The sequence below is a fragment of the Sphingobacterium multivorum genome (assembly GCF_039511225.1).
Classification (GTDB): Bacteria; Bacteroidota; Bacteroidia; order Sphingobacteriales; family Sphingobacteriaceae; genus Sphingobacterium.
Genome location: NZ_CP154261.1, coordinates 5,634,760 through 5,659,988 on the forward strand (window position 1 = coordinate 5,634,760; position 25,229 = coordinate 5,659,988).

At 41.5% G+C, this 25,229-nt stretch carries 20 protein-coding genes; 6 read left to right on the forward strand and 14 right to left on the reverse strand.

The features are described from left to right. Positions 1 to 152 precede the first annotated feature (152 nt). Complete coding sequence (locus tag AAH582_RS23485) at positions 153 to 533, reverse strand: hypothetical protein (protein ID WP_046672679.1); 381 nt, start codon at positions 531 to 533, stop codon at positions 153 to 155. Between the two features lie 26 nt (positions 534 to 559). Continuing rightward, the gene (locus AAH582_RS23490) at positions 560 to 976 is read right to left on the reverse strand and encodes a hypothetical protein (RefSeq protein WP_053003538.1); all 417 of its coding nucleotides are present in this window, start codon (positions 974 to 976) and stop codon (positions 560 to 562) included. Between the two features lie 186 nt (positions 977 to 1,162). Between AAH582_RS23490 and AAH582_RS23495 the strand changes: the two genes are divergently transcribed. Together AAH582_RS23495 and AAH582_RS23500 are read left to right on the forward strand one after the other, a co-directional pair. Further along, positions 1,163 to 2,446 carry a hypothetical protein gene (locus AAH582_RS23495; protein ID WP_343320752.1) on the forward strand — a complete coding sequence of 428 codons (1,284 nt, stop codon included), beginning with the start codon at positions 1,163 to 1,165 and terminating at the stop codon, positions 2,444 to 2,446. Positions 2,447 to 2,491: 45 nt separating this feature from the next. Beyond that, on the forward strand, positions 2,492 to 4,183 hold the full coding sequence (locus tag AAH582_RS23500; protein ID WP_343320753.1) for a HEPN domain-containing protein: 1,692 nt from the start codon (positions 2,492 to 2,494) through the stop codon (positions 4,181 to 4,183). Between the two features lie 99 nt (positions 4,184 to 4,282). Here AAH582_RS23500 and AAH582_RS23505 read toward each other — a convergent pair whose 3' ends face one another. Both AAH582_RS23505 and AAH582_RS23510 read right to left on the reverse strand, forming a co-directional pair. Then, positions 4,283 to 4,921 carry an NAD-dependent epimerase/dehydratase family protein gene (locus tag AAH582_RS23505; protein ID WP_343320754.1) on the reverse strand — a complete coding sequence of 213 codons (639 nt, stop codon included), beginning with the start codon at positions 4,919 to 4,921 and terminating at the stop codon, positions 4,283 to 4,285. A gap of 76 nt (positions 4,922 to 4,997) precedes the next feature. Further along, the gene (locus AAH582_RS23510; protein ID WP_343320755.1) at positions 4,998 to 6,575 is read right to left on the reverse strand and encodes a Na+/H+ antiporter; all 1,578 of its coding nucleotides are present in this window, start codon (positions 6,573 to 6,575) and stop codon (positions 4,998 to 5,000) included. Positions 6,576 to 6,749: 174 nt separating this feature from the next. Between AAH582_RS23510 and AAH582_RS23515 the strand changes: the two genes are divergently transcribed. After that, positions 6,750 to 7,121 (forward strand): hypothetical protein, encoded by a 372-nt coding sequence (locus AAH582_RS23515; protein WP_343320756.1) that lies wholly within the window; start codon positions 6,750 to 6,752, stop codon positions 7,119 to 7,121. A 2-nt stretch (positions 7,122 to 7,123) separates the two neighbouring features. Continuing rightward, positions 7,124 to 8,539, forward strand: a complete 1,416-nt coding sequence (locus AAH582_RS23520; protein WP_046672685.1) for a PLP-dependent aminotransferase family protein — start codon at positions 7,124 to 7,126, stop codon at positions 8,537 to 8,539. 192 nt (positions 8,540 to 8,731) lie between these two features. Here AAH582_RS23520 and AAH582_RS23525 read toward each other — a convergent pair whose 3' ends face one another. The 7 genes from AAH582_RS23525 to AAH582_RS23555 all read right to left on the reverse strand — a co-directional run bounded on the left by AAH582_RS23525 (position 8,732) and on the right by AAH582_RS23555 (position 16,992). Further along, positions 8,732 to 10,375, reverse strand: a complete 1,644-nt coding sequence (locus AAH582_RS23525; protein WP_343320757.1) for a PepSY-associated TM helix domain-containing protein — start codon at positions 10,373 to 10,375, stop codon at positions 8,732 to 8,734. 6 nt (positions 10,376 to 10,381) lie between these two features. Next, the gene (locus AAH582_RS23530; RefSeq protein WP_070561349.1) at positions 10,382 to 10,660 is read right to left on the reverse strand and encodes a hypothetical protein; all 279 of its coding nucleotides are present in this window, start codon (positions 10,658 to 10,660) and stop codon (positions 10,382 to 10,384) included. Positions 10,661 to 10,670: 10 nt separating this feature from the next. Next, a complete protein-coding gene (locus tag AAH582_RS23535) occupies positions 10,671 to 11,003 on the reverse strand; it encodes a hypothetical protein (protein ID WP_112375062.1) in 333 nt (110 codons plus the stop codon). A gap of 29 nt (positions 11,004 to 11,032) precedes the next feature. After that, positions 11,033 to 13,633, reverse strand: a complete 2,601-nt coding sequence (locus AAH582_RS23540; protein ID WP_231585214.1) for a TonB-dependent receptor — start codon at positions 13,631 to 13,633, stop codon at positions 11,033 to 11,035. Further along, positions 13,572 to 14,288, reverse strand: a complete 717-nt coding sequence (locus AAH582_RS23545) for a DUF4198 domain-containing protein (RefSeq protein ID WP_343320758.1) — start codon at positions 14,286 to 14,288, stop codon at positions 13,572 to 13,574. The genes AAH582_RS23540 and AAH582_RS23545 overlap by 62 nt, the downstream gene beginning before the upstream one ends. 387 nt (positions 14,289 to 14,675) lie before the next feature. After that, the gene (locus AAH582_RS23550) at positions 14,676 to 15,488 is read right to left on the reverse strand and encodes an MBL fold metallo-hydrolase (protein WP_046672690.1); all 813 of its coding nucleotides are present in this window, start codon (positions 15,486 to 15,488) and stop codon (positions 14,676 to 14,678) included. A 76-nt stretch (positions 15,489 to 15,564) separates the two neighbouring features. Then, entirely contained in the window at positions 15,565 to 16,992 is a 1,428-nt protein-coding gene (locus tag AAH582_RS23555; protein WP_343320759.1) for an L-serine ammonia-lyase, read from the reverse strand. Between the two features lie 215 nt (positions 16,993 to 17,207). On the opposite strand from AAH582_RS23555, the gene AAH582_RS23560 reads away from it, so the two are divergent. Beyond that, the gene (locus AAH582_RS23560) at positions 17,208 to 18,755 is read left to right on the forward strand and encodes a glycoside hydrolase family 10 protein (RefSeq protein ID WP_343320760.1); all 1,548 of its coding nucleotides are present in this window, start codon (positions 17,208 to 17,210) and stop codon (positions 18,753 to 18,755) included. 95 nt (positions 18,756 to 18,850) lie between these two features. On the opposite strand, the gene AAH582_RS23565 is transcribed toward AAH582_RS23560, so the two are convergent. Both AAH582_RS23565 and AAH582_RS23570 read right to left on the reverse strand, forming a co-directional pair. Continuing rightward, entirely contained in the window at positions 18,851 to 20,557 is a 1,707-nt protein-coding gene (locus AAH582_RS23565; RefSeq protein ID WP_046672692.1) for a glycoside hydrolase family 3 protein, read from the reverse strand. Between the two features lie 367 nt (positions 20,558 to 20,924). Beyond that, positions 20,925 to 21,467, reverse strand: coding sequence for a TetR/AcrR family transcriptional regulator (locus AAH582_RS23570; protein ID WP_046672693.1), 543 nt, complete (start codon positions 21,465 to 21,467; stop codon positions 20,925 to 20,927). A 219-nt stretch (positions 21,468 to 21,686) separates the two neighbouring features. Here AAH582_RS23570 and AAH582_RS23575 point away from each other — a divergent pair, with 219 nt between their 5' ends. Further along, positions 21,687 to 24,428, forward strand: a complete 2,742-nt coding sequence (locus AAH582_RS23575) for an outer membrane beta-barrel protein (protein ID WP_343320761.1) — start codon at positions 21,687 to 21,689, stop codon at positions 24,426 to 24,428. A 53-nt stretch (positions 24,429 to 24,481) separates the two neighbouring features. Here AAH582_RS23575 and AAH582_RS23580 read toward each other — a convergent pair whose 3' ends face one another. After that, positions 24,482 to 25,156 carry a response regulator transcription factor gene (locus tag AAH582_RS23580; RefSeq protein WP_343320762.1) on the reverse strand — a complete coding sequence of 225 codons (675 nt, stop codon included), beginning with the start codon at positions 25,154 to 25,156 and terminating at the stop codon, positions 24,482 to 24,484. Between the last annotated feature and the right edge of the window lie 73 nt (positions 25,157 to 25,229).

Genomic DNA, 25,229 nt, shown 5'->3' on the forward strand with positions numbered 1-25,229 from the left:
TCTATAAATGCAATAGAAACTTTTCCTGGCTACCGGTCAAACACGCACCGTTGCAATAACGAAATTAAAACAAAAAGGAGGCCAATGAAATCACCGGAATCAGGTATTTTTTTGGGCAGGAGATTGTTTGGTTTCTAAACTACGCAGTGTGGCTATTTGCGCTGCAGTAAACTCACCTGTCCTTCCAATGAGAGGATTGTTTTTTCCTGTGCCTTGACCGTTTGCTCTAAGGCATTAACCAGCTGCTTATAAATTCCGAGGCCTTCGGCAGTGGCAGGAGCTGTTTCGGCTGGTTGCGCACCGAGCGTCCCCTTCTCATCCTTTCGCATCATAGTCCCTTCACCCATGAGCAACCAGGCTGGACTAATGTCAGGATGTTTGGACAATATAGCCACCATAGCATCTGAACTGAGTGCAGTATTTTTCTGCCCTCCCTTAAAGTTTGCATAGGAAAGTTGCACATCTTTGAAAAATTCGGTTTTACTGATGCCTTTGGTTTCAGCGATCAGCAGCACACGTTCCTTTACATTCACTTATAGCTTTTTTAAATGTTGGCTGTTTATTTATTTCTTAACGATTTTATTTCTTGCTCTTGAATCGACAATAATCGCTCCAAAGAAATAATTGTCTTCTCCTGAGATTTAATTGTGATATTTTGTGACGATATAACCTGTCTTAAGGAGTTGACAACGGCATTACTAACGCCCTCAATTTCATTTGTCACATAACCCTCCTTTTCTTCTTCCTGAGCAAGAACGGGCTTTAGCATCTCACCTTCGCCTTTTAACAACCATTCGGAAGAATATGCAGGATATTTTTCAACAATACTAACTAACCATTTCGCCTGTACATCTGTATTGTTGGTTAAGGCACGTGTAAATACGCCTCTACTAGCTCCAACGGCAGTTTCAAAGGCTGTCACGCTCAGTCCTTCTCTATCTGCAATAACTTTAATTCTCGTTAAAAAAGAACTCATAATCAATAATTATCAATATAAAATTTGATTAATTGAAAATTAGTGTTTAAATTAGCTTAACTATTGATAATTATAAACACATCATTCACCAAAAACTAACAAATGAAACCAACAAGGCTATAGATCAGTGCACAGATCGTAATGAGCCCTAGCAGCAGTTTCATCAACTTTAAAACATATAATCTGATGAAAAATACGCAAAAGAAACTAAAAGCGAAACATTTTCGCTATTTAAGCCAAGAATACATCGACGATCCGATGAAATATCTCGAGGATTTTTTCGTAAATGGTACAAGAATCGACTATTGGCTCAGGGATGTAAACCTCTTGATCAATATCGCCACGAATCACCAAATGGCAAGTCCCACATGTATCAACAATTATTACATCAAGGAACTCATACAACAGGTCGAAATTGCTTACATCATTTTCAAAAAATGCAACATCCAAATTATAGAGAATCCGCTATTCTTTTTTTCTAAAAAAGCAGATTATTGGAAGTATACTATTGACGGCATTTACACAAACAATGGAATTGAGTCTTCAACAGATAGTATTGCTCACTTTTTCTCTTATAAAACCCTGCGCCAATGGTACGAGGTATTGGACGATCTATGGATAAAAACCGGTAATGCTGACGACGAATTCATGAGTAACCAGGCCAATGAAATATTAGCTATTTTGGAGCTCATTCAGAGACTAGCAGTTTCACTTGACAAAATCAGGGAAAGTGGAACTCTTCCAGGCACAAATGATTCCAAAGAGAATCTTAAAGTTAAATCCAAGAATCAACGCATTGAACAAATCGGAGATTCAAAAGATAGCGATATCACCATAACAGAGCATAAGAAAAACCCTGATTTTTATCCTAAAAAGCAAGTTAAAATCCCTTTGTGGTTAGCTCCACAAGCCTTTTCAATGGAAGCTATTCAGTCGTTCTTTATCCATAATTGTCTTGACGGTTGGAGAGAATACATTAAATATTGGCACAGGGCAGCAATCACAGAAAATTGCTCCTGGTCTGCGGGCAGCAATTATAGTAGTTCAACGTTGCTATTCACTTATTCCTGCATATATTCTCTATTGGAGATGTTTCGCAATGAAGCTGATCTTCGAAAAATAACATGTACCGTCCAAGATCCAAAACAGCAAATAATCCTCCGTTACCCTCATGCTATCCTTATCAAACATAAGGAGGAAAAATACACTTTAAACTATACAAGCACTGAACAACTCGAGGACTCGTTTCTTTCTATTGCCAATCTGATCAATCAGCATGCAGAGATCGAATGGAATGAGATTTTATACGACTGGCTAGAATATGGATTGTCTAAAGAAGCTTACTCCAATGCAGAGTTTTCGAATCAAACACTATGTATCCATGATCGATTAATTAATATCATTGAACTTGCGTACCTACTTGCTTATAAAGATGAAATTGAAATACTTGATACTGCTTTCCAGCACTAAAAACACGAGAAGCTAAAAACCAATTTTACATCAATAACCCCTATTATGAACACCGATATTAACCCTATTGTCGAGGCAATCCTTCGTGCTGTTGCTGTCGATGAAATCTACCAATGGACTTTTGACCACGATGGTAAAAAGCATCAGATGCTACAGGTCAATCTTACGTCAAATGCCGGAATTCGATTTTCCGATGCCAACAGTCTGATAAACAAAACTGTTGGCTCCTATCCCAATGTATATATCAATGTGAACTTCACGCACGAAATACAACAAAAAGTGGATCAAGGTTTAGGCCGGGCCTATCTTATTTGCCAACCTGAAAACCGCATTTATCAGAATCCTGTGCAAGAGATTCCCCTTATCTTACCAAATAATAAAAGTGACGAAGTCATCGAAAAAACACGGACATATATTGAAAAGGAAAAGAGCAAGATTCGATCTTTTATTGATGGCTACAATTTCTATTTTGAGCATAAAAATTATGCACACGCAGCATTCATGCTACATCAAGCTTTAGAACTTGCATTTCGAACAGCCGAAAATATCCTTGTTGTTGAGGATAAGAAGTCCCATTCCTTAAAAAACCATATAAACTATCTCAAATCTTTCGACGATCGCCTCGGCACACTAGCCGATAATAACGAAAAAAAACAAGCTTTGGAGAAAATTAACAAGGCTTACATCGACTATCGATATCACTTTGATTATTTTATCGATGAAGATGTATTAGAAACAGCCTATCAGATTGCGATCAATACATTAAACTGGATATACGATTATTCCAATCTTCTCTATGAAGAAATTAAGGTAAAACTTACCATTCTCCCGAGCTGCAATAAAGAGATTGAAAATTACAAAACAAACGATGATATATACAAACAAACCTATTGTAACTCCAACTATCGGGATCTTATTCTTAATGCAATTGAATGTTATTGTACACCTGCTTTGGTTGCTTGTTTTGGTTATGACTCTGATTATCACAGATACCATAATGCGCTCCAAAGAGCCAAAAAGGACCATATCACCCATTCCTACTATATTTTTGTTGCTTATGAGACTTTAAATGGCGAACTCAATAATTTATCACAACTCATTGCGGATATGCTCCCCAACAATGTGTCACTCACGCTGGCCCTGGAAAACTCAGCCGTTTTCAGCAAACAGTTTTCAAAGGGTCATCCCTTTTTTCTTTCACTCCTGAAAGCAGGTGACATCTGGTTGCAAAATACATCCATGGCCAATATCGATCTGGAAAGCATCGTTGCCCCACAGCTAAATCTAGATTATGTACGTCAACAATGGAAGACGCGCTATAATAATGCGCGCACATTATACTTGCCTTATGAGGAAGACTGCTCGGCAATAAGCATCGAGGCCGTATATTTTATGCTATCTCAAGCGCTGGAACAAGTTTGTCTTGGCGTAATCAATACCGTACTTCAATACAAACCGCAACGGGTCAACCTTACTTTCCTCATGCAACTCTGCAAATTAATAGTTCCTGATGCCTACTTCATTTTTTGCTTGGATCATCAAGATCAGCTTAACGCCTTTAAAAACATCATGGAAGCACAACAGGAATTTAGATATAATGCAAATTATAAAGGAAATCCACTAACAATTATAGAATTGCAAAAACGCACAAAAACGTTTATAGAAAGGTGTAACCAAGAGATGGAGAGCTATTTCGAGAAAATTTCTAGCCAACAGCTGGTCGAACAAGTTGAATAGAAGGCCGATTATGAAGGAATAAACCAATTATAATTATGTCAAATAATTTGCAAATAATCGGGATTATTCCGATTGCTATATAAATATTTAACAAAGCGGTCAAGCAAGGGCCCGAATATCTTTAATTTCCAATATATTCTTAACGTCATCGCGTTCCACGGCATGTATCATGGCACGTCCGACTTCATGTAGGGAAAGTACTGCTGAAGGGGCAAAAAATTTGATTATTTTGGCCACAAAAGCAAAGGGATTAGCATGCTTTTGCCCTGCAACATTCGTCATTGCTCCTGGTCTAAAGTTATACTCCTTTTTGAACGGCAATTTGGCAAGATCATTCTCTGTTTTACCCTTAACCCTAGCCCACATCACTTTGCCTTGCTCCGTACTATCGGTGCTTCCTCCAGAAACATAAATAAAACTGATCTCCGAATTGATTTCCAACAGGGACTTTGCAAAAGCTAGTGTTGTCTCATAAGTAATATAACGGTACTTGTCTTCTTTCATTCCCACAGAACTCACGCCAGCACAGTAGAAGCAGGCATCATAGCCCGCAATCGCATCTCTAAATAGCGAAAGTTTAGTAAAGTCTTCGACCAAAAGTTCCTTTAATTTTGGATGCTGAATGGCAGCCGTCCGGCGGGAAATGCTCAGCACGGCTGTTACCTTTTCATTTTGTAGGCATTCCAGCAAAACGCCTTCGCCAACCATTCCGGTGGCTCCTGTTATAATTACCTTCATATTTCAGCATAGCTCCTCATTGGAACCTTTAATTAAAAATACATTATTACCCTGAGGCATTTATACAACCCAATGACTAAATCCGCCGCAACCGCTCTTCTTCCAAGTCTAGTTGATATAACTGTGAACGAACAATCCCCTCATCAATGGTCGACTCGCAGTTTAGCTTCTGAAGATATTCCCGTTGCACATCCAAAAGCTCCATAAATATCACTTTTGTCTTTTCGTTCATCCACGAATCATCGGCCGCATTCACCTTTTCCTCCCAATGTTTCAGAATGCGGTCCATAACATCACGATTGTGCAGTTCTTTCTCATGTTTATCTTTCAGAAATTGGTAAACATGATGTTTCAATCCTTGCTTCATGCGACTACGGACCTGCTCTTCGGGCTCTTCTCCAAAAGTTTCAAATAGTCTAGTCCTTCTGATCAAGTAGGGCAAGGTAAGCCCTTGTATCAAGAGCGTGGATAAGATCACTACAAAGGTGATAAATAAGATCAGGTTTCGCTGCGGAATAGCCACACCATTCATAACGACAGGAATAGATAATGCTGCTGCCAGTGACACCACACCACGCATGCCGGTCCAGCCCAACAAAAGAGGCATTAGAAAACGCTGTTTGGTAGATCTCGATCTTGGCGCCACACCCGGGCGAAAAATAAGGGTAGCAATCATGGCTGCATACGAGCTGATAATACGGGCAAGGATCAATACTGCCGTTACCAAAAGACCGTACCCGATGGCTTCCAACAGAGACGTTCCATTGGACCGCAAACCCGCAACAATCTCCGGAAGATCTAATCCAATAATAAAAAATACGATACCGTTCAGGATAAACACAAAACTCTCCCAGACACTCAGCCCCCGCACCCGGCTCGTACTATTGAGAAATGTCAGCCGCTGACCGGACATCAAAAGGCCACCGGCAACGACAGCCAATACACCTGAACTATGGAATTGCTCTGCGATCCAATACATAAAGTAAGGTTCAATCAAGGTAAGTGCAATATCCGAGGGCGCATCTGTCGGTAGACGCTTGTGTGCCTGTATAAAAAACCAACCCAATAACAGGCCAATACCCACACCACCGACCAGCATCCAGATAAAGGATACCGCAGCTTGTCCCCACACAAATTGACCTGTCCCAACAGCAATAAGGGCAAAACGTACAATGATCAAGGAAGAAGCATCATTTAATAGGCTTTCGCCTTCCAGGATCGCAGAAGTAGCTTTGGGAACTTTCACAAATTTCATAATCGCTCCTGTGCTGACAGCATCTGGCGGTGACACAATACCTCCCAGCAGGAAGCCCAACGCTAGTGTAAAGCCCGGTATATAATAATTGGCAACCACCGCGACAGAAAGTGCCGTAAAGAATACAACCAAGAAGGCAAAACTCCCGATAATACGCCACCATTTCTTCATCTCCTTAAACGAAATTGACCAAGAAGCCTCGCAAAGCAAGGGCGGTAGAAAAATGAGAAAGATGACATCCGGATCAATCGTAACTACGGGCAAAGTGGGAATAAAACTGATGAATAGCCCTGCCAGAACCAAGAGAATGGGATAGGCTACCCGTAGTTTGGTCGCCCACATTTCGATCAATACGATGATCGCAATCATTGCGATAAATAAAGGAAATAAGCTGTGCATACTACTTCATAATTTATAGATCCGGAGATATCCTTTTCGTAGTGTAAAGATCTCAAATGGAAATTACAAAAATCACCGGACAACCTAATTTTTTTCTGTACCCCTATTTTAACGGCACTCTGTACCTAAACAGCATCCTGTACCCTTCTTAAATTAGCAAAAAGATTTATTCTTATGGCGACAACTGCACATCAACCGTATCTGATCAGACAAGTGGATCTTTCTGATTTAGCGCTTATCAAAGAAATACAAAACAAAAAGCAGGTAGATACAGCACGCATAAGCATGCCTTTCCTGGTGCTCGACCAAGGCAATCAATTAAAAGCCTTTTCGTCTGTAATACTCTGCAGAAAGAATTTACTGTCGGTCGAAATGACCTACGACGGTCCTATTTCGGATATGCTTTCCAACGTATTTATGGACAAAGCGCAATCCTTCTTTGAGCAGCAGTTGATGGACCTATTTGGTTCGGAAGAATCGCTCATAAAAGGAATCCGCCGATATAATAACTGGTTAAATCAAAACAGAAACAGTAAATTAGCATAAGGATGGAACAGCAACTGTTATATAAAAAAATAGCCAATATTGTCGAGAACCAGATCAAAAATGGTTCCTTGGTCTATGGCGATCGTTTACCTTCTGTCCGCAGCGCTCAGAAATTATACAATGTAAGTTTAAATACGGCAAAAAGTGCCTATATGGAACTAGAGAGTCGATCGCTCATTGAATCACGCCCCAAATCAGGCTATTTCGTTAGCCGATCCGGGCTTCGTCGGATGGCTATCCCGTCCATTTCTACCTTCAAAATCGACGAAAAGAAACAAGATCCCGCGGCATTGATCGATAAAGTTTTCCACTCCCTGGAAGACAAGGAAATTACACGCTTTTCACTGGGTTTACCCAGTGCATCATTACTTCCGATTCAGAAACTCAATCGATGCATTATAGAGTCGGTTCATGAGCTGCATGATTACGGTGATCAATATGGACAGGTACAGGGAAGTCCGAGCTTACGGAAAGAAATTGCCAAATGGTCATTGGTACTTGAGGGAAAAATAAGTGACGAGGATCTTATTATCACGTCGGGCGCCATGAATGCCATCTACAGCTGCCTTCGTGCCGTCACTAAATCCGGTGACACCATAGCGGTAGAAAGCCCCCTTTACTTTGGCTTTATTCAGGCTTTTCAACTACTGGGCCTCAAAACCATCGAGATTCCGACCCACCCTATTACGGGAATTGAATTGGATGCCCTGAAAAAAGTTATTCATAAAATTGATGTCTGTTGTTTTGTCACCAACTTTAGCAATCCATTGGGCGCACTCATGCCTGAGGAGCACAAGAAAGAGCTTGTCAAACTGCTCGCACACCACCATATTCCATTGATTGAAGACGACCTATATGGAAACATCTATTTCGGTTCGTCACGGCCCAAACCATGCAAATATTTTGACGAGGAGGGACTGGTGATGTGGTGTGGATCGTTTACCAAAGTATTAGCCCCAAGTTTTCGGCTCGGTTGGGTTGAGCCCGGGCAATACAAGGATAAGATCCTAAAACAAAAGCTCATACAAACGATTTCGCAGCCTGCAATTTACCAGGAAGCTGTTTCCAAATTCTTACAGATCGGCCGGTACGACCATCACCTCAATAGCTTCAGAAAAAAACTGTACAGCAATTATGTCAATTTCAGAAATAGCATTGAGGCCCATTTTCCGGAAAATACCAAAATGTCGCAGCCCGAAGGTGGCTTTGTACTTTGGTTAGAGCTGGACAAAAAGATAGACTCAACGGTGCTCTACGATTATGCGCTCAGGCAAAAGTTGAGTTTTGCACCGGGAAGGATGTTTACACAGCACGATCAGTTTAAGAACTGTATTCGGCTTAACTATGCAGTGGACTGGAACGAAAAGACAGCACAGGATCTGATGCGCCTCGGCCGATTTTTTAAGGCTGTATTGTAAGAGGAAATTTCCGCGATCATCAGTATGGTATCCTTGGATAAGAATTGCTCTGCGCTATGAGGCATTGTCTACCAGGATCTGACCTTAAAGGTATTTAAGCCGTACCCTATAAACGTTCCAAGGGCACCTTGTGAGCACCCTTGGAATTAAAAAACAAAGTGTATTCACTTCGCAGAGAGAAAAGAATCTTTGTTAACGAATCGTCTCAAAGAATTTTTTAGTCTTGTTATAGGCTATTACACCGATTATACCGATCATCAGCCATAAAAAGTCGACGACAAAAATATCCCGCTGTCCATTGCGGAAGGTATCCCATATCCAGTTACCAGTCATAAAACCATTGACAAGTGGAATAAAAAATGCCAATATGCTTCCAACCAGCAATGTTTCGCGATTGGTTCTGCGTATGCTTCTCCGGATAATGTAATACAGTGAAAATAGGAGCCAGCTATAGAAATAAACGCGGTATATAAAATCCTGATTGACCGCTGGACTCAATTTAATAGCAATGAAAGTCAATGCAGTGACAGGTAACATCGTCAAACATATTGCCGTGAAAATATTGGCCGCCCAGAAATTGAATTTTCGTTTTCGTGGAATTACGTTGTTTTTGTCACGCGCTACCAACCAGATCAATATACCCGAAATAATAACCAGACAGCCCATAACTCCCAAAATAAAGTACACCATCTTAAGCGGGTAACCGCCATAATCGCCATAATGCAACCGGTATATAATGCTGCGTACCCCATCTGCATAGCTAGCATCGTTAACCGGTGATTTTTCGGCAACAACTTTATTATCGGCAGCTCGCACAGACAGCAACCCAGATCCAGCAAAGCTTTTGTTAAAATGCGGCTCCAGTTCCATAACAACGTGCATGTTGGAGTCTGCGTAGTTTTTGATCGTAATACGCTGAAAATCGGCTTCCGGCCATTTGTGTTTTGCCAGATCTAAAAATGGAGCGATCGCAATCGCTTTCTTTAAAGGTTTATAGGTATAGGGAAAATCGGTTGCGGCACTCACACCGATATCCTGATACATTTTTTGCTGATCACCATCATACAACAACTTGCTCAGCGGCAAAGCGAGTACTGAATTAATGATCAAGAACGTACCTGTTACCGCGAAGATAAATTGAAACGGAAAACCAATTACGCCCAATGCGGTGTGCATATCGGTCCATACCGTTTTCCATTTACTAAAGGGTCTGAACACAAAGAAATTTGAGACGATCTTATCCCAATGCAGCAATAACCCGGTAATAAGGGCAAACAGAAAAATAAAAGCTGTAATACCTGCAATAAGATAACCAAATGGCGCTATGCCTACCCGAATCGGCACCTGATTGAGCTGGGCCAAGAAATGCAAACGAAATAAAAACTCGCCCATATCGTAATTCTGCACATAGTCTCCAGCCTTTTTATTGGCAAAATTATAGGTAAAGTTCTTTGAATCATCATCTCCACCCCTTCTGCGGCTATTCTTTTTTGCAGCTTTTTGTTCAGGCGTGATCTTCGCCAGGTTTTCTTTATTGAGAATACTATCGTTGGATGCACTCAAGCCCACGTAGGCTGAAGTCCCTTCCCGGTGCATATAAAAGGTAATATCGCGTCCATGCAAATTTGTTTGTCCTTTGAGTGAGTCGAGCAAATGATCAACGTTTTTATGATCTTCGCGATAAGTCTTATACGACGTATTATTCTGCCAGGCAGCAATTTCATTCCTAAAAAACGCAAATGATCCCGCAAAAAATATCACATAAAGGATAGCGCAAATAATAATGCCACTAATGGTATGCGTATTGAAATAGATATTATAATTTCGGTTATTCATGGTCAATTACATTTTGAAAAAATAAGGCAGCGAAAAAACTGCCGCCAAGAGTAAGTATAATCCCCATATTTTCCATCCACTCTTAGCAAGAAAGGCCAACAAGAGCAGTACTGCCCATAGAAGATAGCCCGTGAAGCAAGCCGTGGCAACAACATCCTTTTTCTCAAAAATATGAGTGACCAAAACGTGGAAAGAGATCATGACGACATAACCACCGATAAATCCGGCTGTAATTTTCAGGAATCGCTGAAAGGGCGTACTGAGGTATTTTTTATTAGCAGGCATATTTAATCGGTTAAGAAATCAATAATTCAACACAAAGGCTAAATACATACAATCCCATAATTGGGTATAATTTGAAATAGCGATAAGGATTTAATAGGACCACAAGACACATCATGCACATGAAATAGGCAAAAAAAGCAAAAAAACCTGCTCCAAAGCCTTGCAGATAAAGAACAGCTATAAATGGAAAGATCAACAGTAGCATGCTCAATGTGCGCACAAACTTCGTTTGTGCGCACAATTTTTCAAGCCATTGTGGTCTAGGGCCAAACTTCACCTTTTTACTTGTATTGTAAAAAAGATAGGCTCCCATGAGTATAACGATTAACAGTGTACTATACATCGATTCTATAATTTATCTGGATCGGTCCGTTAAAATTTATAGGTCACTCCCATGCGGAAGTTACGTCTGGCTTCGACGATATAGGAATAATAATCCACACCACCGAGCTTCTGAACGGCCGCACTTGCTTTGGAGATCGATCCAGCAGTCAGCAATTTGCGGTTGTCCAACACATTATTGATTACGACCGAAATGGCATACTTCCCTTTTTGATAGCTGATGCCTGCATCGGTACGCAGATAATTTTTGAAATTACTTTCTTTTGTTGTCCCAACTGCACGGTCAAACATTCCCTGAACACTTCCCATAAAGCCAAGTCCACGCACTTTCCCATCCTGAATACGATAGGATACAAATGCATTGGCTGTATGTTTGGCCGTATTCGGAGTGATATTACCTATATTTTCTTCTTTGGTATCTTTGGAGATCTTCGAATCTGTCAAAGCATAATTTGCATTCACATTCAGCCCCTTAATAATTTCACCGGTGACATCAAATTCGATACCCTTGCTTCTGGTTTCTCCCAATTGGGTCTGGAATGACACACCATTAACGACGTGGCTCGGATCGGGGTCAGCTACCAGCGCATTTTTACGGGCAATAGTGTAGGCACTTAACGTGGAGATCCATTTTCCACCCATCCACTCTTTCTTAACACCTGCTTCTAAATCATTTCCGCGTATTGGTTTGAAAGCATTACCTTCCCAGTCGGTACCAGCGACAGGAACAAAAGATTGATCAAACAAGCCATATACACTCATGGATTTATCGATCGAATAGCTCAACCCTACCCTCGGCGTAAATGCTTTATCGGTTCTGTCAGCTACAGACGTTTTTCCTATGGTCTCATTAATTGTATAGCGTAAGCCAAGCGATAAACGCAATTTCTCTTCCAGGAACGCCAATTCATCGTGCGCGTAGAATGACATATAGTTTGTTGAAGTCACGTAGTTGCTACCGCCCGCACGGACCTTTACACTCTGCGAACGATCCAGCGTAGGGAATACACTGCCTGGAATACCGTATTTAGGATCATAGACGTTGAGCGGAGCTGAAGGAATCGAATCTAAAATCGTTCTAAAATCGCCCCAGAACTTCTTATTACCATAGTCGGCTCCCACCAAAATCCGATGACGAACGCTTCCGGTATATTCTTCTCCGTTTAAAGAAACCTGACCAAAACTATTTTCACCATGTTCGTCGGCAATACTGTAATAACGTGGCATATCGCCATTGGCTTTCATGTAATTCAGCCATGTACTGGTGGCTTTCATATCAAAATTGAAATAGGCCATCTGTGCATGCAATTTCCAGTTTTCGTTTAGTTTGCGGTCCAGATAAATATAGGCACTATGGTCTTTTAGCTTTCCGGGCTCCATGGAGGGATCACCATAGAAGAAGTCATTGGCAATACCCGGATCGGCAAATCCTTTGGGTGAGAACGTATAATTACCATTTGACAGGTAGGTAGACCCTTGGTAGGTGTATTCAAATGTTAAGTTCGTCAAAGAATCTACTTTATAGGTAACCACTGGCGCTATAACAAGCCGGTTACTGTAATTATATTTTGTAAAAAAATCTTTTTGTTGTCCGGCCACATTCAGACGGTAAAGCAGTTTGCCATCTTTGCGCAATTTACCATCCAGATCAACGGCAGCGCGATAGGTACTGAAGCTCCCTGTATTCAGGGTAACAGATCCCTTGGTATTTCCGGTAGGTTTTTTTGTTACCACATTATAAAAGCCGCCAGGTTCGCCATTGGCAAGCATAAAACCGGCGGGTCCTTTTACAAATTCGATCCGTTCGATCATACTTGCATCTTCGGCTGTAGGCCCCCAAGAAGCTTCGATGTTCATCCCATTACGGAACGCGGGGATCTTAGAGCCACGCATACGGATATTGGCATATTGGTTGTCCCAATGGCCCTGACGTGTTGCACCACTAACATTACGCGTAATACCATCAACAATGTCGAAAACCTGTTGATCTGCCATTAAATCGGAAGAAATAACCTGTATATTTTGAGGCAGCTCTAGGATTGGTGTTTTAAGGCGTAACGATCCGGAGATACTGTCAAACTTATAATGCTCATAGTATTTACCATAAACCGCAACTTCGTCGATAGCTTGCGATTGGTCTTTCAAGATGATGGGACCAAGGTTTGTCGTCTCATCTGTTACGTTCACTTCCATCGTATGCTTACCGTAACCGATCGCTTTAATCTCGATATGATAGGTTTTGGATGAAAGCTTATGAAAAGCGAAATGCCCCTCACTATCTGTGCTGGTGGTCACACCCGTATTGCTTAATTTTACTGTCGCCCCTGTGATAGGTTCGGATTTTTCATTGATAAGAATTCCTTCAATGACTTTGTTCGTCTGCGCCTGTGCAACAGAAAACACCGAACTAATCATAGGAATAGCTAGAAAGGATAAAGTTTTATTCATGAATGTAGTATGGTAGATGTTGTTATAGTAGATACCGCTTAGATATTCTTTTTTTGTAAGGACCCATTGGTGTTTCCATCGTTTCAGATAGATCCTTATGCTGTCTGCGCTATAGCTGCGATTATTTGACGGTAATGAAAGTTGTACTTCCCTGCCATGCCGAAGCATAGGCTTTCCCTTCATGTTCACCTGCAGTTTCAGCAAACGTACTTGCTTCCAAGACGTATGGACCAGCCCATATTGCGTCAAATGTCAGGATGCCATGCTCGTCCGCAACAAACTCTTTTCCCCAACCGGTAGTCGAAAAAACAGAAACTTTGGCCTGTGGAACAGCTTTGCCGAAGCTGGTGATCTTTGCTTGTATACGTTGCCCCTTTTTTGCGTTAGCCGCACCAAGCAACTCAATTTGCAATGGGCTTTTTACATTTTTATAATCGAGTGTTGCAGACTTTCCTACGATAACAGGCACTAAGGAAGAAAATTCATATTTCGTTTTACCGCCTAGATCTTTAGGTGCTTTAACAATGGATAGGAAATAGGTTCCGGCTGCTGTAGGTTGGAATGAACCGCTAAAGTGATCGCCTTGATTCGTCAATTGAAGCTTGACGGGTTCCTGTCCCGGGGCATGTAACATTAATGAGAAGTCCTTCACGTCGGAGTACCATTTGTCGACCTGATCTCTTTCATTCGTTGCAAACTCGCCGTAATATACCTTGACTTCATGGGATTGGTTTAACGTTCCATAAGAAGATGATTCAATCCAAAGGGCATGGGCATGACTAGTATGACTACACAGTAATACCGTAAGAAATGTGAAAAATGAAATTAAAATTTTCATAATATGTTGATTGATGTTTAGTTTTCTTCAACTTATTATGGGAGAATTTGCAGGTGTTGCATATGCTTAACAACGAATAAAATAATAAAATTCGTTATCTTGCAAGTTCTTCCATATCGTATATCGGGAGTAACTGACACAGCGTGCTGTTTCAGTCATCTACATGCAGTTGCCGCTGTATGTAGATTAACGCCATGTGATAGATTGCCGTCTATTACATGGTGTTTTTGTTTCTTGTGTCCAAATAAGTATAAAAGATATTATTTAGACTGATTAAAAACAAAGCAAATATAACAGGAAATCTTTTTAAAACAACTAATTTTTTCATTTTACAGTATTCTTACGCTTTAACTGAAGAAATACAGCGAACAAAAAGAGCGTTGTTAGTTAGGAAGAGAGTGCGGAAAGGATTGAAAAAGATGCCACATGGTTTTCCAGCACAAGTTTCAGGTCGAATAATTCTGTTTCCTGGTAACGTGTCGCGACATGCAGCTGGATACGTTCGCAATGTGGTTCGAAAGTTTGCTGCACCAGATCGACTGTATTATTTTCGCCGGAGAGGTGAGTGAGGATAAGATGTTTCAGACGGTCGGTTTTATAGGCGTTAAACAATTCGACGGCAACGCGATTTGACAGGTGTCCCCAACCACTGCTGATGCGATTTTTCAGAAAATACGAATAGCGTCCTGTACGCAACATCTCCTCGTCATAATTTGATTCCAGGAGCAATACATCCGAATGTTGAATAACATGCTGCACATTTTCGCAAGGTCGTCCAATATCTGTCAGGACACCGATATTGTATGTTCCATCTGAGACTAGAAAGCTGCATGGTTCTTTGGCATCGTGATATTTGGGAATACCGTACACCTTAAGTCCTCCAATTTCAACAACCTCATCAGGAGAAATGATATGGACCAAATGGGATGGAAGATGCAAACGGGTGCCATCGTAACTTCCCTTGGTAATATAAACCGGTAAATTATATTTTTTGGCAAATACAGATAGGCCCCTAATATGATCAGAATGTTCATGGGTAATGAAAATTGCTTTGATCTGAGTCGGTAAAATACCCAGATTGTACATCCGCAGGTGTATATGCTTGCTGTTGATTCCAGCATCTATCAAGATAGCAGAATCATCTTTAGCGACATAATAACAGTTCCCATTACTGCCGGAGGCGATTGCACAATATTTCATTCGTTTATGCTCTTTATAAGAATAGATCTATTTTACCGCGTCAAAGATACGAAAAACGAGAAAACTTCGGCAGTCATTAACATTCCGGCAAACTCAATGGAATATTGACGGCCAATCCACCATCTGCTGTTTCCTTATATTTGGCATTCATATCCAAAGCAGTCTCCCACATGGTTTTAACCACCGTATCCAAACTTACTTTTGCTTTATCCGGATTCGATTGCAGTGCTAACTGTGCCGCAGTAATGGCTTTAATGGCTCCCATTGTGTTGCGTTCGATGCAAGGAATCTGCACCAGTCCACCGATTGGATCACATGTCAATCCGAGGTGATGTTCCATGGCAATTTCAGCAGCCATCAGCACCTGGCGCTGTGATCCGCCCAGCACTTCTGTCAGCGCACCGGCTGCCATCGCTGATGAAACGCCAATCTCGGCCTGACAACCGCCCATTGCGGCTGAAATGGTTGCATTTTTCTTAAATATCGATCCGATCTCGGATGCGGTAAGAATAAATTGGATAATTTTATTTTCAAGCATTCCGTCGTGGAAAGTAATGTAATATTGCAACACCGCTGGGATAACGCCTGAAGCTCCATTGGTAGGAGCTGTAACCACACGTCCGAAAGAGGCGTTCTCCTCATTTACGGCAAGTGCAAAACAACTTACCCAATCCAGAATATATTGAAAGTTTTGGCCGCCCTCGCGGATGGCCGCTACCCAGGACTCGTAATCTTGGTAGGTTCGGCCCTGCATTAATTTCTTATTTAGCTTGGCTGCCCTACGTTCGACATTCAATCCTCCGGGTAATGTCCCGCCGGTATGACAGCCCCGGTAGATACATTCATGTATTGTTTTATAAATATTCAATACGCCTGCCACGGTTTCACTTTCCTCACGCCATGCACATTCATTTTCAAGGACCAGCTCAGAGATTTTCAGCCCCGTTTTCATCGTCCAATGCAAGAGTTCCTGTGCAGTATCGACAGGAAACGGGAGGTCCACTTCAGACAAAACACCTTCCGTATCATTTTCCTGCACCACAAAACCACCCCCTATCGAATAATAGGTTTCGGTCATTGCCTTCCCATTCGATAGGAATGCCTGAAAGGTCACTGCGTTGGGGTGAAAAGGTAAACTTTCCGCATATAGAAACAAGAGGTCTTCCGGATAGGAAAAAGGAATCGTCCTTTCGCCAGCAACTTCCAGTTCACCGACAGTCTTAATATGCTCGACCTTGGGCATCACGCTATTGACATCAAAGGTAACCGGATCATCTCCACTTAGTCCCAGGAGCACAGCAATATCGGTACCGTGCCCAGCACCGGTTTTGGCCAAAGAACCATACAGCAGGATTTTGACTTGTTCGACTTCATGCAAGACACCTTTTGACCTGAGAACAGCTGTAAATTGCTGGGCTGCACGCCAAGGTCCCAAGGTATGCGAACTCGAGGGTCCTATACCAATCTTAAACATGTCAAAAACGGATATTTGTTCTTTGCTCATAATCTTTTTTATTGCGGTCAGCCGATCAAGCCATTGCTTTTGTGAAAACCGCATCTAAATTAGCACAAATAAAGTACAATGTTACTTGTATTTGCATTATTATCAATTTGAAAACCAAGCTCAGGTTCTTTTAACAAGTATCCAACAAACATCTTACATTTTTTAGGGAAAAAGTAAGAAATGCTTCCCTATCTTTGTTGGCTATAATTTATAGAATGACGGGAAAAACATATTTATATTCTTTTTTTACCATTGTTATCTGTTTATTTTCGATTAGAACGTATTCCCAGCAACTACCTAAGCGGGAGTTTCGCGGCGTCTGGGTTGCAACCATAGGTAATATTGACTGGCCCTCTGTCAAAGCGGGCAATAATGTCGCACAGCAAAAACAGGAGTTTATTGATTTACTGGACCAGCACCGCAGCGCGGGACTGAATGCCATTATTTTGCAGGTACGTCCGGCTGCCGACGCATTTTACGCGAAGGGCAGAGAACCATGGAGTAGATATCTAACCGGAAAACAAGGCCTGCCTCCATCGCCATTCTATGATCCTCTGGAATTTGCCATTACCGAGGCTCACAAAAGAGGGATGGAACTACATGCCTGGTTCAATCCGTACCGTGCTTCGACAACATTAAATCCGGCTCATTTTTCGGATGACCATATTACTAAGCGTCACCCGGAATGGTTCTTCACCTATGCTGGCAAGAAGCTTTTCAACCCAGGTATTCCGGAAGTTCGCAAATATATTATTGATGTCATCATAGATGTGGTCAAAAACTACGATGTAGATGGCATTCATTTCGATGATTATTTTTATCCCTATCCCGATAGCAGAAATACACCGGTACCGGATCAGATTACCTTTGGTCAATATAATAATGGGATTGAGAAAATTGACGACTGGCGCCGCAACAATGTCAACCTGCTGGTGCACGATCTTGGCGTTGCCATCAAAAAGATAAAACCATATGTCAAATATGGCATTAGTCCTTGTGGGGTATGGGACAACAAAGAAAATAACAGTGCCGGGTCAGATACCCGTGGTCTGAGTGCTTACCGGGAACTGTATGCTGACGGTGTCAAATGGATGCAGGAAGGTTGGATCGATTATATCAATCCACAGATCTACTTTCCTTTCAAAAATCGCGCAGCAGCCTATGAGATCTTGGTTGACTGGTGGCAGAAACACACCTATGGCCGTCACTTTTATGTCGGGCATGGAGCTTATCGTGTTACCGAAAATAAAATCGGCTGGACAGACCGCAGTCAGATCCCCAGACAGGTACGCCACTTAAGGGAGGAGCACGATGTGGCGGGAAGTATTTATTTCAGTTCCAAATCACTTACGGACAATCTTGTTGGACTGCAGGATTCCATGCGAAATGACCTGTACCGTACACCGGCTTTACCCCCTACCATGCCTTGGTTAGATAGTATCCCACCCAATGCACCTTTTGGCCTGCTGGTGAAAAATTCATCCAATGGTAAAATGAACACCTTATTTTGGCAAAAACCGGATGCGGCCACTGATGGGGAGTCGGCTTATGGCTACGTGATCTATCGATTCAACCTTAACGAAAAAGTAAGTCTCAAGGATCCTGGGAAAATCATTTTTATCACTTTTGACGGGGATAAACTTCAATATACCGATGACGATATCAAACAACATCAACAGTATAAGTATGTTGTGACAGCGATTGATCGCATGAAAAATGAAAGTAAGCCCTCCGATAGCAGGACCGCCAATGAAGAGATTTAAGTGCTGCTAAAAAAATACCTCTTCCGAAATGGCTTTGCAATTGCAGCGAGGCCATTTTTGGAAGAGGTACCGTGTTAGTGTGATTTTAAAATACGTTATTTCCCCTGTCCGTATTTAAATTTTTTGTTGATCGTGACAGGGAGTTTTCCTTTCGGCGTATTTTGCCCTAAAATAGTTTTCACCGCCGCTTTCTGCATGAAGGCATCATTTTGATAGGCCAGCAAAATTGTTTTTGCTTTTTTCGATGCTTCAAATCCATCCACAGCATAGGCATTGGTAAATAAAGTCAGGATTGATTTTTTCGCAAATTTCTTCATCAGGCCCTGAACATCTTTATTTAATACCATGGTCGGACGTGGACGAAGTCTCGTATCGTGTACGGCAATAATAAATTGTTTGTTCTTCTTGATTTCTTTGGTAAGGCGCTTGATATCTTCCTTACTTGTGCTATCCGTGATGAAATATTGCGTTTCATTTGTTAGCGCACTAGCCAATTCATTTTGGAAAGTCTGATTGGCTGTAATACCAATGTTGATAATAGCCGTAGGTAAATCCTTTTTGAAGGATTTTAATTTTTCTGTTGAGTTCAAAGCGGTGATCGCTGCATTAGACAGCTCGTCAATAAGCTGAACTGCTGAGGCGCGATGCAAATCATGGTATAGATTCTGTTGTGAAGTCGACTGATATTTATCTAAACCAAGCCAGAGCTTAGCGGCAAGCACTCGTTTTACACGCGCATCAATATCAGCCTGCGCGATACGTCCTTCTTCAATAGCTTTTACAATCAAATCGATCGCACGCTTGCTATTCTCGGACACTTCAAGTAAATCATGCCCCGCAATAATTGCCTGTACGTCGGCTTCTCCATTTGGAAAAAACTTCTTTACACCTTTCATATCCATTGCGTCAGTGACTGTTAGTCCTTTAAAGCCAAGTTCGTTGCGCAAAAGATCGGTTACAACCTTTTTAGAGATGGAAGACGGCATATTAGGTGTGTCATCTAAACTCGGAATGTTCATGTGGGCCACCATAACAGCAGGAGCGCCAGCTTTGATAAGCTCTTTGAACGGATACAACTCCAGGGTATCCAAGCGTTTTTTGTCGAATGGTAGTTGCGGCAGATCATAATGAGAATCCACATCTGTATCGCCATGCCCCGGGAAGTGTTTAATGGAAGCCAGGATACCACCATCCACCATACCGTCCATATACGCTTTAGCTTTCTGGGTTACATTATATTTATTATCACCAAAGGAGCGAATACCGATGACGGGATTTTTAGGGTTATTGTTGATATCCACATCGGGGGCAAAATTGAAATGCATACCTATACGTTGGAAGTCTAAAGCAACCTCACGTCCCATGCGATAGATCAGCTGATTATCCTGAACGGCTCCTAAAGTCATCTGATAAGGGAACGACAACGTAGAATCCGGCATACGCATGCCTAATCCCCACTCGCCATCAAATGTCACCATCAAAGGGACCTTGGACAGGGATTGATACCGATTGAACATATCGACATGGCGGACAGGACCACCCTGAAAAACAACGAGACCGCCCAAATGTTGATCCTGTATAACCTGAGCCACGGAGTCAATATATTTCTGTCCTAAATTGGTGTGTGCCCTAACCAAAAATAGCTGTGCGACTTTTTCTTTTGGCGTCAACGTATTGAATACCGCATCGACCCATGCATGCTGGGAGTTGATGTATTTCACAAAATCTTTTTTGTCCTGAGCTTTCAAAAAAGAAATTGTGCCGACTAATGCCAATATTCCCAGACCGAGTTTTTTGAACATAAATTAGTTTGTATAATGTATTTAAAATAGAAATACTAAGGACGTTATTATTTCGGACAATATGAAATTGTTTTTGCAACAATTTTATATAAAAACGCATAAAACAGCAATACACTAGGATACGAAGCTTTGAAATATACCCACTCGATTACTGGAAGCAACAATAACAGGAATGCTATGCGGCGATAATACGATAAACAGTATCATCCCAAGCTGTGACGCGACCATACATGGAATTACCTCGGCAGCGATATATTGGACGCTATTGTCCTGCGCAATTGTGAGGCGGTAAACTTTTGTGCACAATACAGCAATACTATGCCTACTGAAACAGGTCTAGAAAAATGCAATTACTTGGCAATAATGACTATATCAGGTTATACTTTTTCTCCAAGAAGAGGGTCAGCTCCATGGTATTTTCGAGTTCTCCAATAGCCTCTTTTTTCCATAGGGTATCTATGATCAGTAATAGGAATTCCGTTTCAAACTCGGGACTCTCATACCCCAGTTCTTTAAAAGCACGGTGGATAATAGGCTGAACAGGTTTCATAAATTGTTCGTGCTGCTGTTTGGAAAAAGGGTGATGAGACAGACGCTCCTGCAATCTCCAAAATATGGGTTCTGCACTGACTAGCTTGCCTGGTAGATTGATCATCGTGCGCAGAAATTCTTTTGGCTCACGATAGGTCATCATGCCGCGGTGATGTGTAAGAACCTTACGATAACCGGATTTAATCAAATAAACCAACAGGGCGTCTTTATTCCCAAAATGTTTGAAGATTAATGCTTCGGAGACTCCCGCATTTTGGGCAATCGTTTTGGTAGAGGTATTCGTATAGCCTTGCTCTGAGAAAAGCAACAATGCTTCTTTCATAATACGCTCTTTTCTACTCAAAACACTTTCTTTCATCTCTTATTTTTTTAATCTGTATCCGTATTGTCACTAGATCGTTATACGGTCCTGTTCAGTTGATTTTATAATTCTACTGCAAATATATCTAATCTTTCCATTCACTTGGGTTTATTGTAACTAAAATGATAATAATTCGTAACAAATAGTGCCCTATTTTTGAGAAATAAAATTATATAACCGTCAACAACACATTAGAACATATTTTCACCTCGACCGATGAAGATCAAGCTTTGGACCATTTTGCTCTTTTTTATTTGCTTATCGTTATTGGGGAAAACCGCGTACGCCCAACAGTATATTACGGGCAAGTTGCTTGATCATACGACTTCGCAACCTATTAAAGGTGCAAGCATCACCATTATCGCAGTAAAAGATTCCAGTAAAGTTCAGGTCCCAACAGACATTTTAGGCAGGTTTAGCAGCAGCAGCCTCCCCAATGGAGATTATCTGGTCAGCACACAGCCGATGGGCTACTCCATGGATCTTCGGCGCGTAAAACTAATGGGCCAGACAATCGATCTAACGTTTAAACTCACTAATGCCGAGATTGTACTGGATGAAATTAACATTTCTTCGAGCAGTATACAGGTTAAAGGAGATACGCTGGAGTTTGACACCAAGAAATACGTCACACAGGATTTTGCAGATGCGGACGAGTTGGTTAAACAGATTCCTGGTGTTGAAATTGATGAAGACGGCAATGTAAAGGCTCAGGGCGAGCCTGTCAATAAGATTATTATTGATGGCCGGGAGTTTTTTAGTACAGATCCTAAGGTGGCCCTCAAAAATCTTCCGGCCGATGTTATTGCCAAGATTCAAATTATAGATGACAAAACCGAGCAGGCTAAATTTAGTGGTTTTGACGACGGGAAGCGCATGAAAGTAATCAATATTGTCACCAAGCCCGATAAAAGAAAATCCTATTTTGGCAAGCTCTCCGGGGGAGTAGGTCCCGACCAGAAATATGCCATAAATACCCAGGTGACCAAAATGAATCCCAAACGTCAGTATGCTATCAACATAAATACCAACAACGTCAACCAGCCCAATGGTTTTGCACCCCGCGGCAACACCAGAGGGCGTACCGGGCAGGGCGTAACGACACGCTTCAACACTGGCTTCAACTATTTGGATCGTTTTTTCAATGACCGAATGGACTTCAATGCAAATTATACCTACAACTATACGGACAATACTATCCTCAGCCAAAGTAAAACAGAATATACGGCAGGCAATCGGGCCAACCAAATCAACAATCAGGATCAATTAAACAGCACATACAGCAACAATCATGCGTTAGCAATCCGCGCAAACTGGAAGATAGATTCGATTCAAAAACTGGACTTTCAGCCTAATTTTTCCTATCAGCGTAACGATAGAAACAGCAGCTCTAAAGGAAATACATTATTAAATCTTGCCGAGATGCTTAATAGTTCAGATCGTAGGAACAACAGTTTCGGGGAAAATTTCAACTGGGGCGGAGACCTCACTTACATGCGGAGACTCAACAAACCTGGTCGAACGATCAGTTTTAATATCAGTGGTTCATTTAGCAGCAACAAGAGTCATGCAACAAATTTTGCACTAAACTCGTATTATAAAGATGGATTATTTAATCGAGTCGACACCGTCAACAACAGGAATTACTCGAATGGTGACACTAATGGTCTTCGCTCAAAGATAGCTTACACCGAGATGCTCGGTACATATTCCCGGTTGCAAGGGAATTATACGTTTCGGAATACGGCACGCTATTCGGACCGCAAGACTTATGAATTTCTGGCCGAAACAGGCCAGCTAGGTGAATTAAAAAACCGTCTTTCCAATGAATTCCGGAATGATTTTGTTTACCATAGCGGTGGGGTTTCTTACTTATTTAACAAAAAGGATAGCGTGAGATTTCAGATTGGTTTAGATTATCAGACGGCATCACAGGTCAATGACAAATTGTTTCCGAATATACTGACCACAAAAAGCCGTTTCAATAGCCTACTACCTAACCTCAACTTCCAATATAATTTCAATAAAGATACTCGGGTCGAACTTCGGTATAATGCAAAGACAAATACCCCTTCCATAGAGCAATTGCAAGATTTTATAGACAATCAAAATCCACTGCGCATTAGCTCCGGAAATCCAGATCTTAAGCAAGAATATGATCACAACCTTGTGGTACAGTTTAGATCAATCAATAAAGCCTCGGGCAGAAGTTTCACTTCTGACTTTACAGCAGATTTTATTGAACATAAAATCTCTAATACCATTTTTACCACAGATTCAGCATTCGCGATCACTGAGGACATCGTCCTCGGCCCAGGGGGGCAATATATAAGGCCCGAAAATTTCAATGGTGTTTATAACCTCAAATGGCAAAATAGCCTTGGATACCGTTCTGAACTGTTGAAACTTAACTTCAACCTAAACAATAACCTCTATTTCAACCAGAATTACACTTTATTGAATCTCGAAAAGGTCAATGCGCAAACGTACGGTTTAAGTCAACGAATCGGTGTAAACACGGCATTCAGCAAGGATGTCATCATCGGATTGGATTACAATGGAAACATCGCCTTCTCCAAGAACTCAGCCAGCGAAAAATCGAATTATTCGGTTTATAAACATACCCTAGGTAATTCGATCGCGTTGACTTTACTAAAGACCTGGACACTCAATTCAACGTTCAACTACCTATACAATGGCAGCATCCTGAACTCACCCAGTACAACAAGTTTATTGTGGAATGTCTCTATCGGCAAGAAATTGTTCAAACGCAGGAATGCCGAGATCAATCTTACGGTATTTGATCTATTTAATGACAATAAAAACATCAATCAGCAGGTCAATGATCTTTGGGTACGTGTATCCCAATCCAATGCAATAACACGCTACGCCATATTAAGTTTTACCTACCACATTCGGGGGCTTGGCGGAAAAGGAGAGATAAAAACCCGTCGTTAATATGCGCCATCATTGCCACTCCACATGGAACACATCATCAATCAATCAATCAGTCAATCCACAGTAAGCATGTACCCTACCCCTCTGACATTGGTTATCTTGATTCGGTTATCTTGGCTGAGATACTTTCGTATCCGGCTGATAAATACATCCAAGCTTCGTCCTGTAAAATACTTATCATGGCTCCAATAGGCACGCATGATATCCTCGCGTGGAATGACCTTATCTTTTTGTTCGTATAACTTCCGCAGCAGTTCACTTTCACGGAAAGACAGCTTAAGCACCTCACCTTGATAGGTCAATTGATGTTTTAAACTATCGAGACTATAGTCTCCAATCATCAGCTTTTGGCCGAATAACATTTTGGGGCTGTTTTTTAATAAGGATTCTATCCGCACAACCAATTCTTCGATCTTAAATGGTTTTTTGACGTAATCGTCTCCGCCCAAACGAAATCCCCGCACCACATCCTCCGTCTGCACTTTGGCTGTCAAGAAGATAATGGGTACCTGCGTATCGGACTCGCGTATTTTTGTTGCCAATGTAAAGCCGTCCATCACGGGCATCATGACATCGACCACCAAAATATCTGGCCGTGCGGCTGTAAATGCTTCCATGGCTTCGTGACCATTACTACAATGGGTAACATGAAACCCATTGGCTTCTAAGCTATCGGCAACAATCATTCCGAGACTTGGCTCATCTTCTACATATAAAATTTCAATCATAGCGTTGTCATTCAATCAAAATATATTTCGGCTTTGTTTCTAAGAAATCTTTAGGATAAATCAGCCTAATTAC

Bases quoted from the DNA above. Each gene is read 5' to 3' on its own strand.
- AAH582_RS23500 (WP_343320753.1), top strand. From the start codon at position 2,492: ATGAACACCGATATTAACCCTATTGTCGAGGCAATCCTTCGTGCTGTT.
- AAH582_RS23510 (WP_343320755.1), bottom strand. From the start codon at position 6,575: ATGCACAGCTTATTTCCTTTATTTATCGCAATGATTGCGATCATCGTA.
- AAH582_RS23505 (WP_343320754.1), bottom strand. From the start codon at position 4,921: ATGAAGGTAATTATAACAGGAGCCACCGGAATGGTTGGCGAAGGCGTT.
- AAH582_RS23525 (WP_343320757.1), bottom strand. From the start codon at position 10,375: ATGAATAACCGAAATTATAATATCTATTTCAATACGCATACCATTAGT.
- AAH582_RS23495 (WP_343320752.1), top strand. From the start codon at position 1,163: ATGAAAAATACGCAAAAGAAACTAAAAGCGAAACATTTTCGCTATTTA.
- AAH582_RS23575 (WP_343320761.1), top strand. From the start codon at position 21,687: ATGAAGATCAAGCTTTGGACCATTTTGCTCTTTTTTATTTGCTTATCG.
- AAH582_RS23490 (WP_053003538.1), bottom strand. From the start codon at position 976: ATGAGTTCTTTTTTAACGAGAATTAAAGTTATTGCAGATAGAGAAGGA.
- AAH582_RS23540 (WP_231585214.1), bottom strand. From the start codon at position 13,633: ATGAAGGGAAAGCCTATGCTTCGGCATGGCAGGGAAGTACAACTTTCA.
- AAH582_RS23570 (WP_046672693.1), bottom strand. From the start codon at position 21,467: ATGAAAGAAAGTGTTTTGAGTAGAAAAGAGCGTATTATGAAAGAAGCA.
- AAH582_RS23530 (WP_070561349.1), bottom strand. From the start codon at position 10,660: ATGCCTGCTAATAAAAAATACCTCAGTACGCCCTTTCAGCGATTCCTG.
- AAH582_RS23520 (WP_046672685.1), top strand. From the start codon at position 7,124: ATGGAACAGCAACTGTTATATAAAAAAATAGCCAATATTGTCGAGAAC.
- AAH582_RS23580 (WP_343320762.1), bottom strand. From the start codon at position 25,156: ATGATTGAAATTTTATATGTAGAAGATGAGCCAAGTCTCGGAATGATT.
- AAH582_RS23535 (WP_112375062.1), bottom strand. From the start codon at position 11,003: ATGTATAGTACACTGTTAATCGTTATACTCATGGGAGCCTATCTTTTT.
- AAH582_RS23545 (WP_343320758.1), bottom strand. From the start codon at position 14,288: ATGAAAATTTTAATTTCATTTTTCACATTTCTTACGGTATTACTGTGT.
- AAH582_RS23515 (WP_343320756.1), top strand. From the start codon at position 6,750: ATGGCGACAACTGCACATCAACCGTATCTGATCAGACAAGTGGATCTT.
- AAH582_RS23555 (WP_343320759.1), bottom strand. From the start codon at position 16,992: ATGAGCAAAGAACAAATATCCGTTTTTGACATGTTTAAGATTGGTATA.
- AAH582_RS23550 (WP_046672690.1), bottom strand. From the start codon at position 15,488: ATGAAATATTGTGCAATCGCCTCCGGCAGTAATGGGAACTGTTATTAT.
- AAH582_RS23560 (WP_343320760.1), top strand. From the start codon at position 17,208: ATGACGGGAAAAACATATTTATATTCTTTTTTTACCATTGTTATCTGT.
- AAH582_RS23565 (WP_046672692.1), bottom strand. From the start codon at position 20,557: ATGTTCAAAAAACTCGGTCTGGGAATATTGGCATTAGTCGGCACAATT.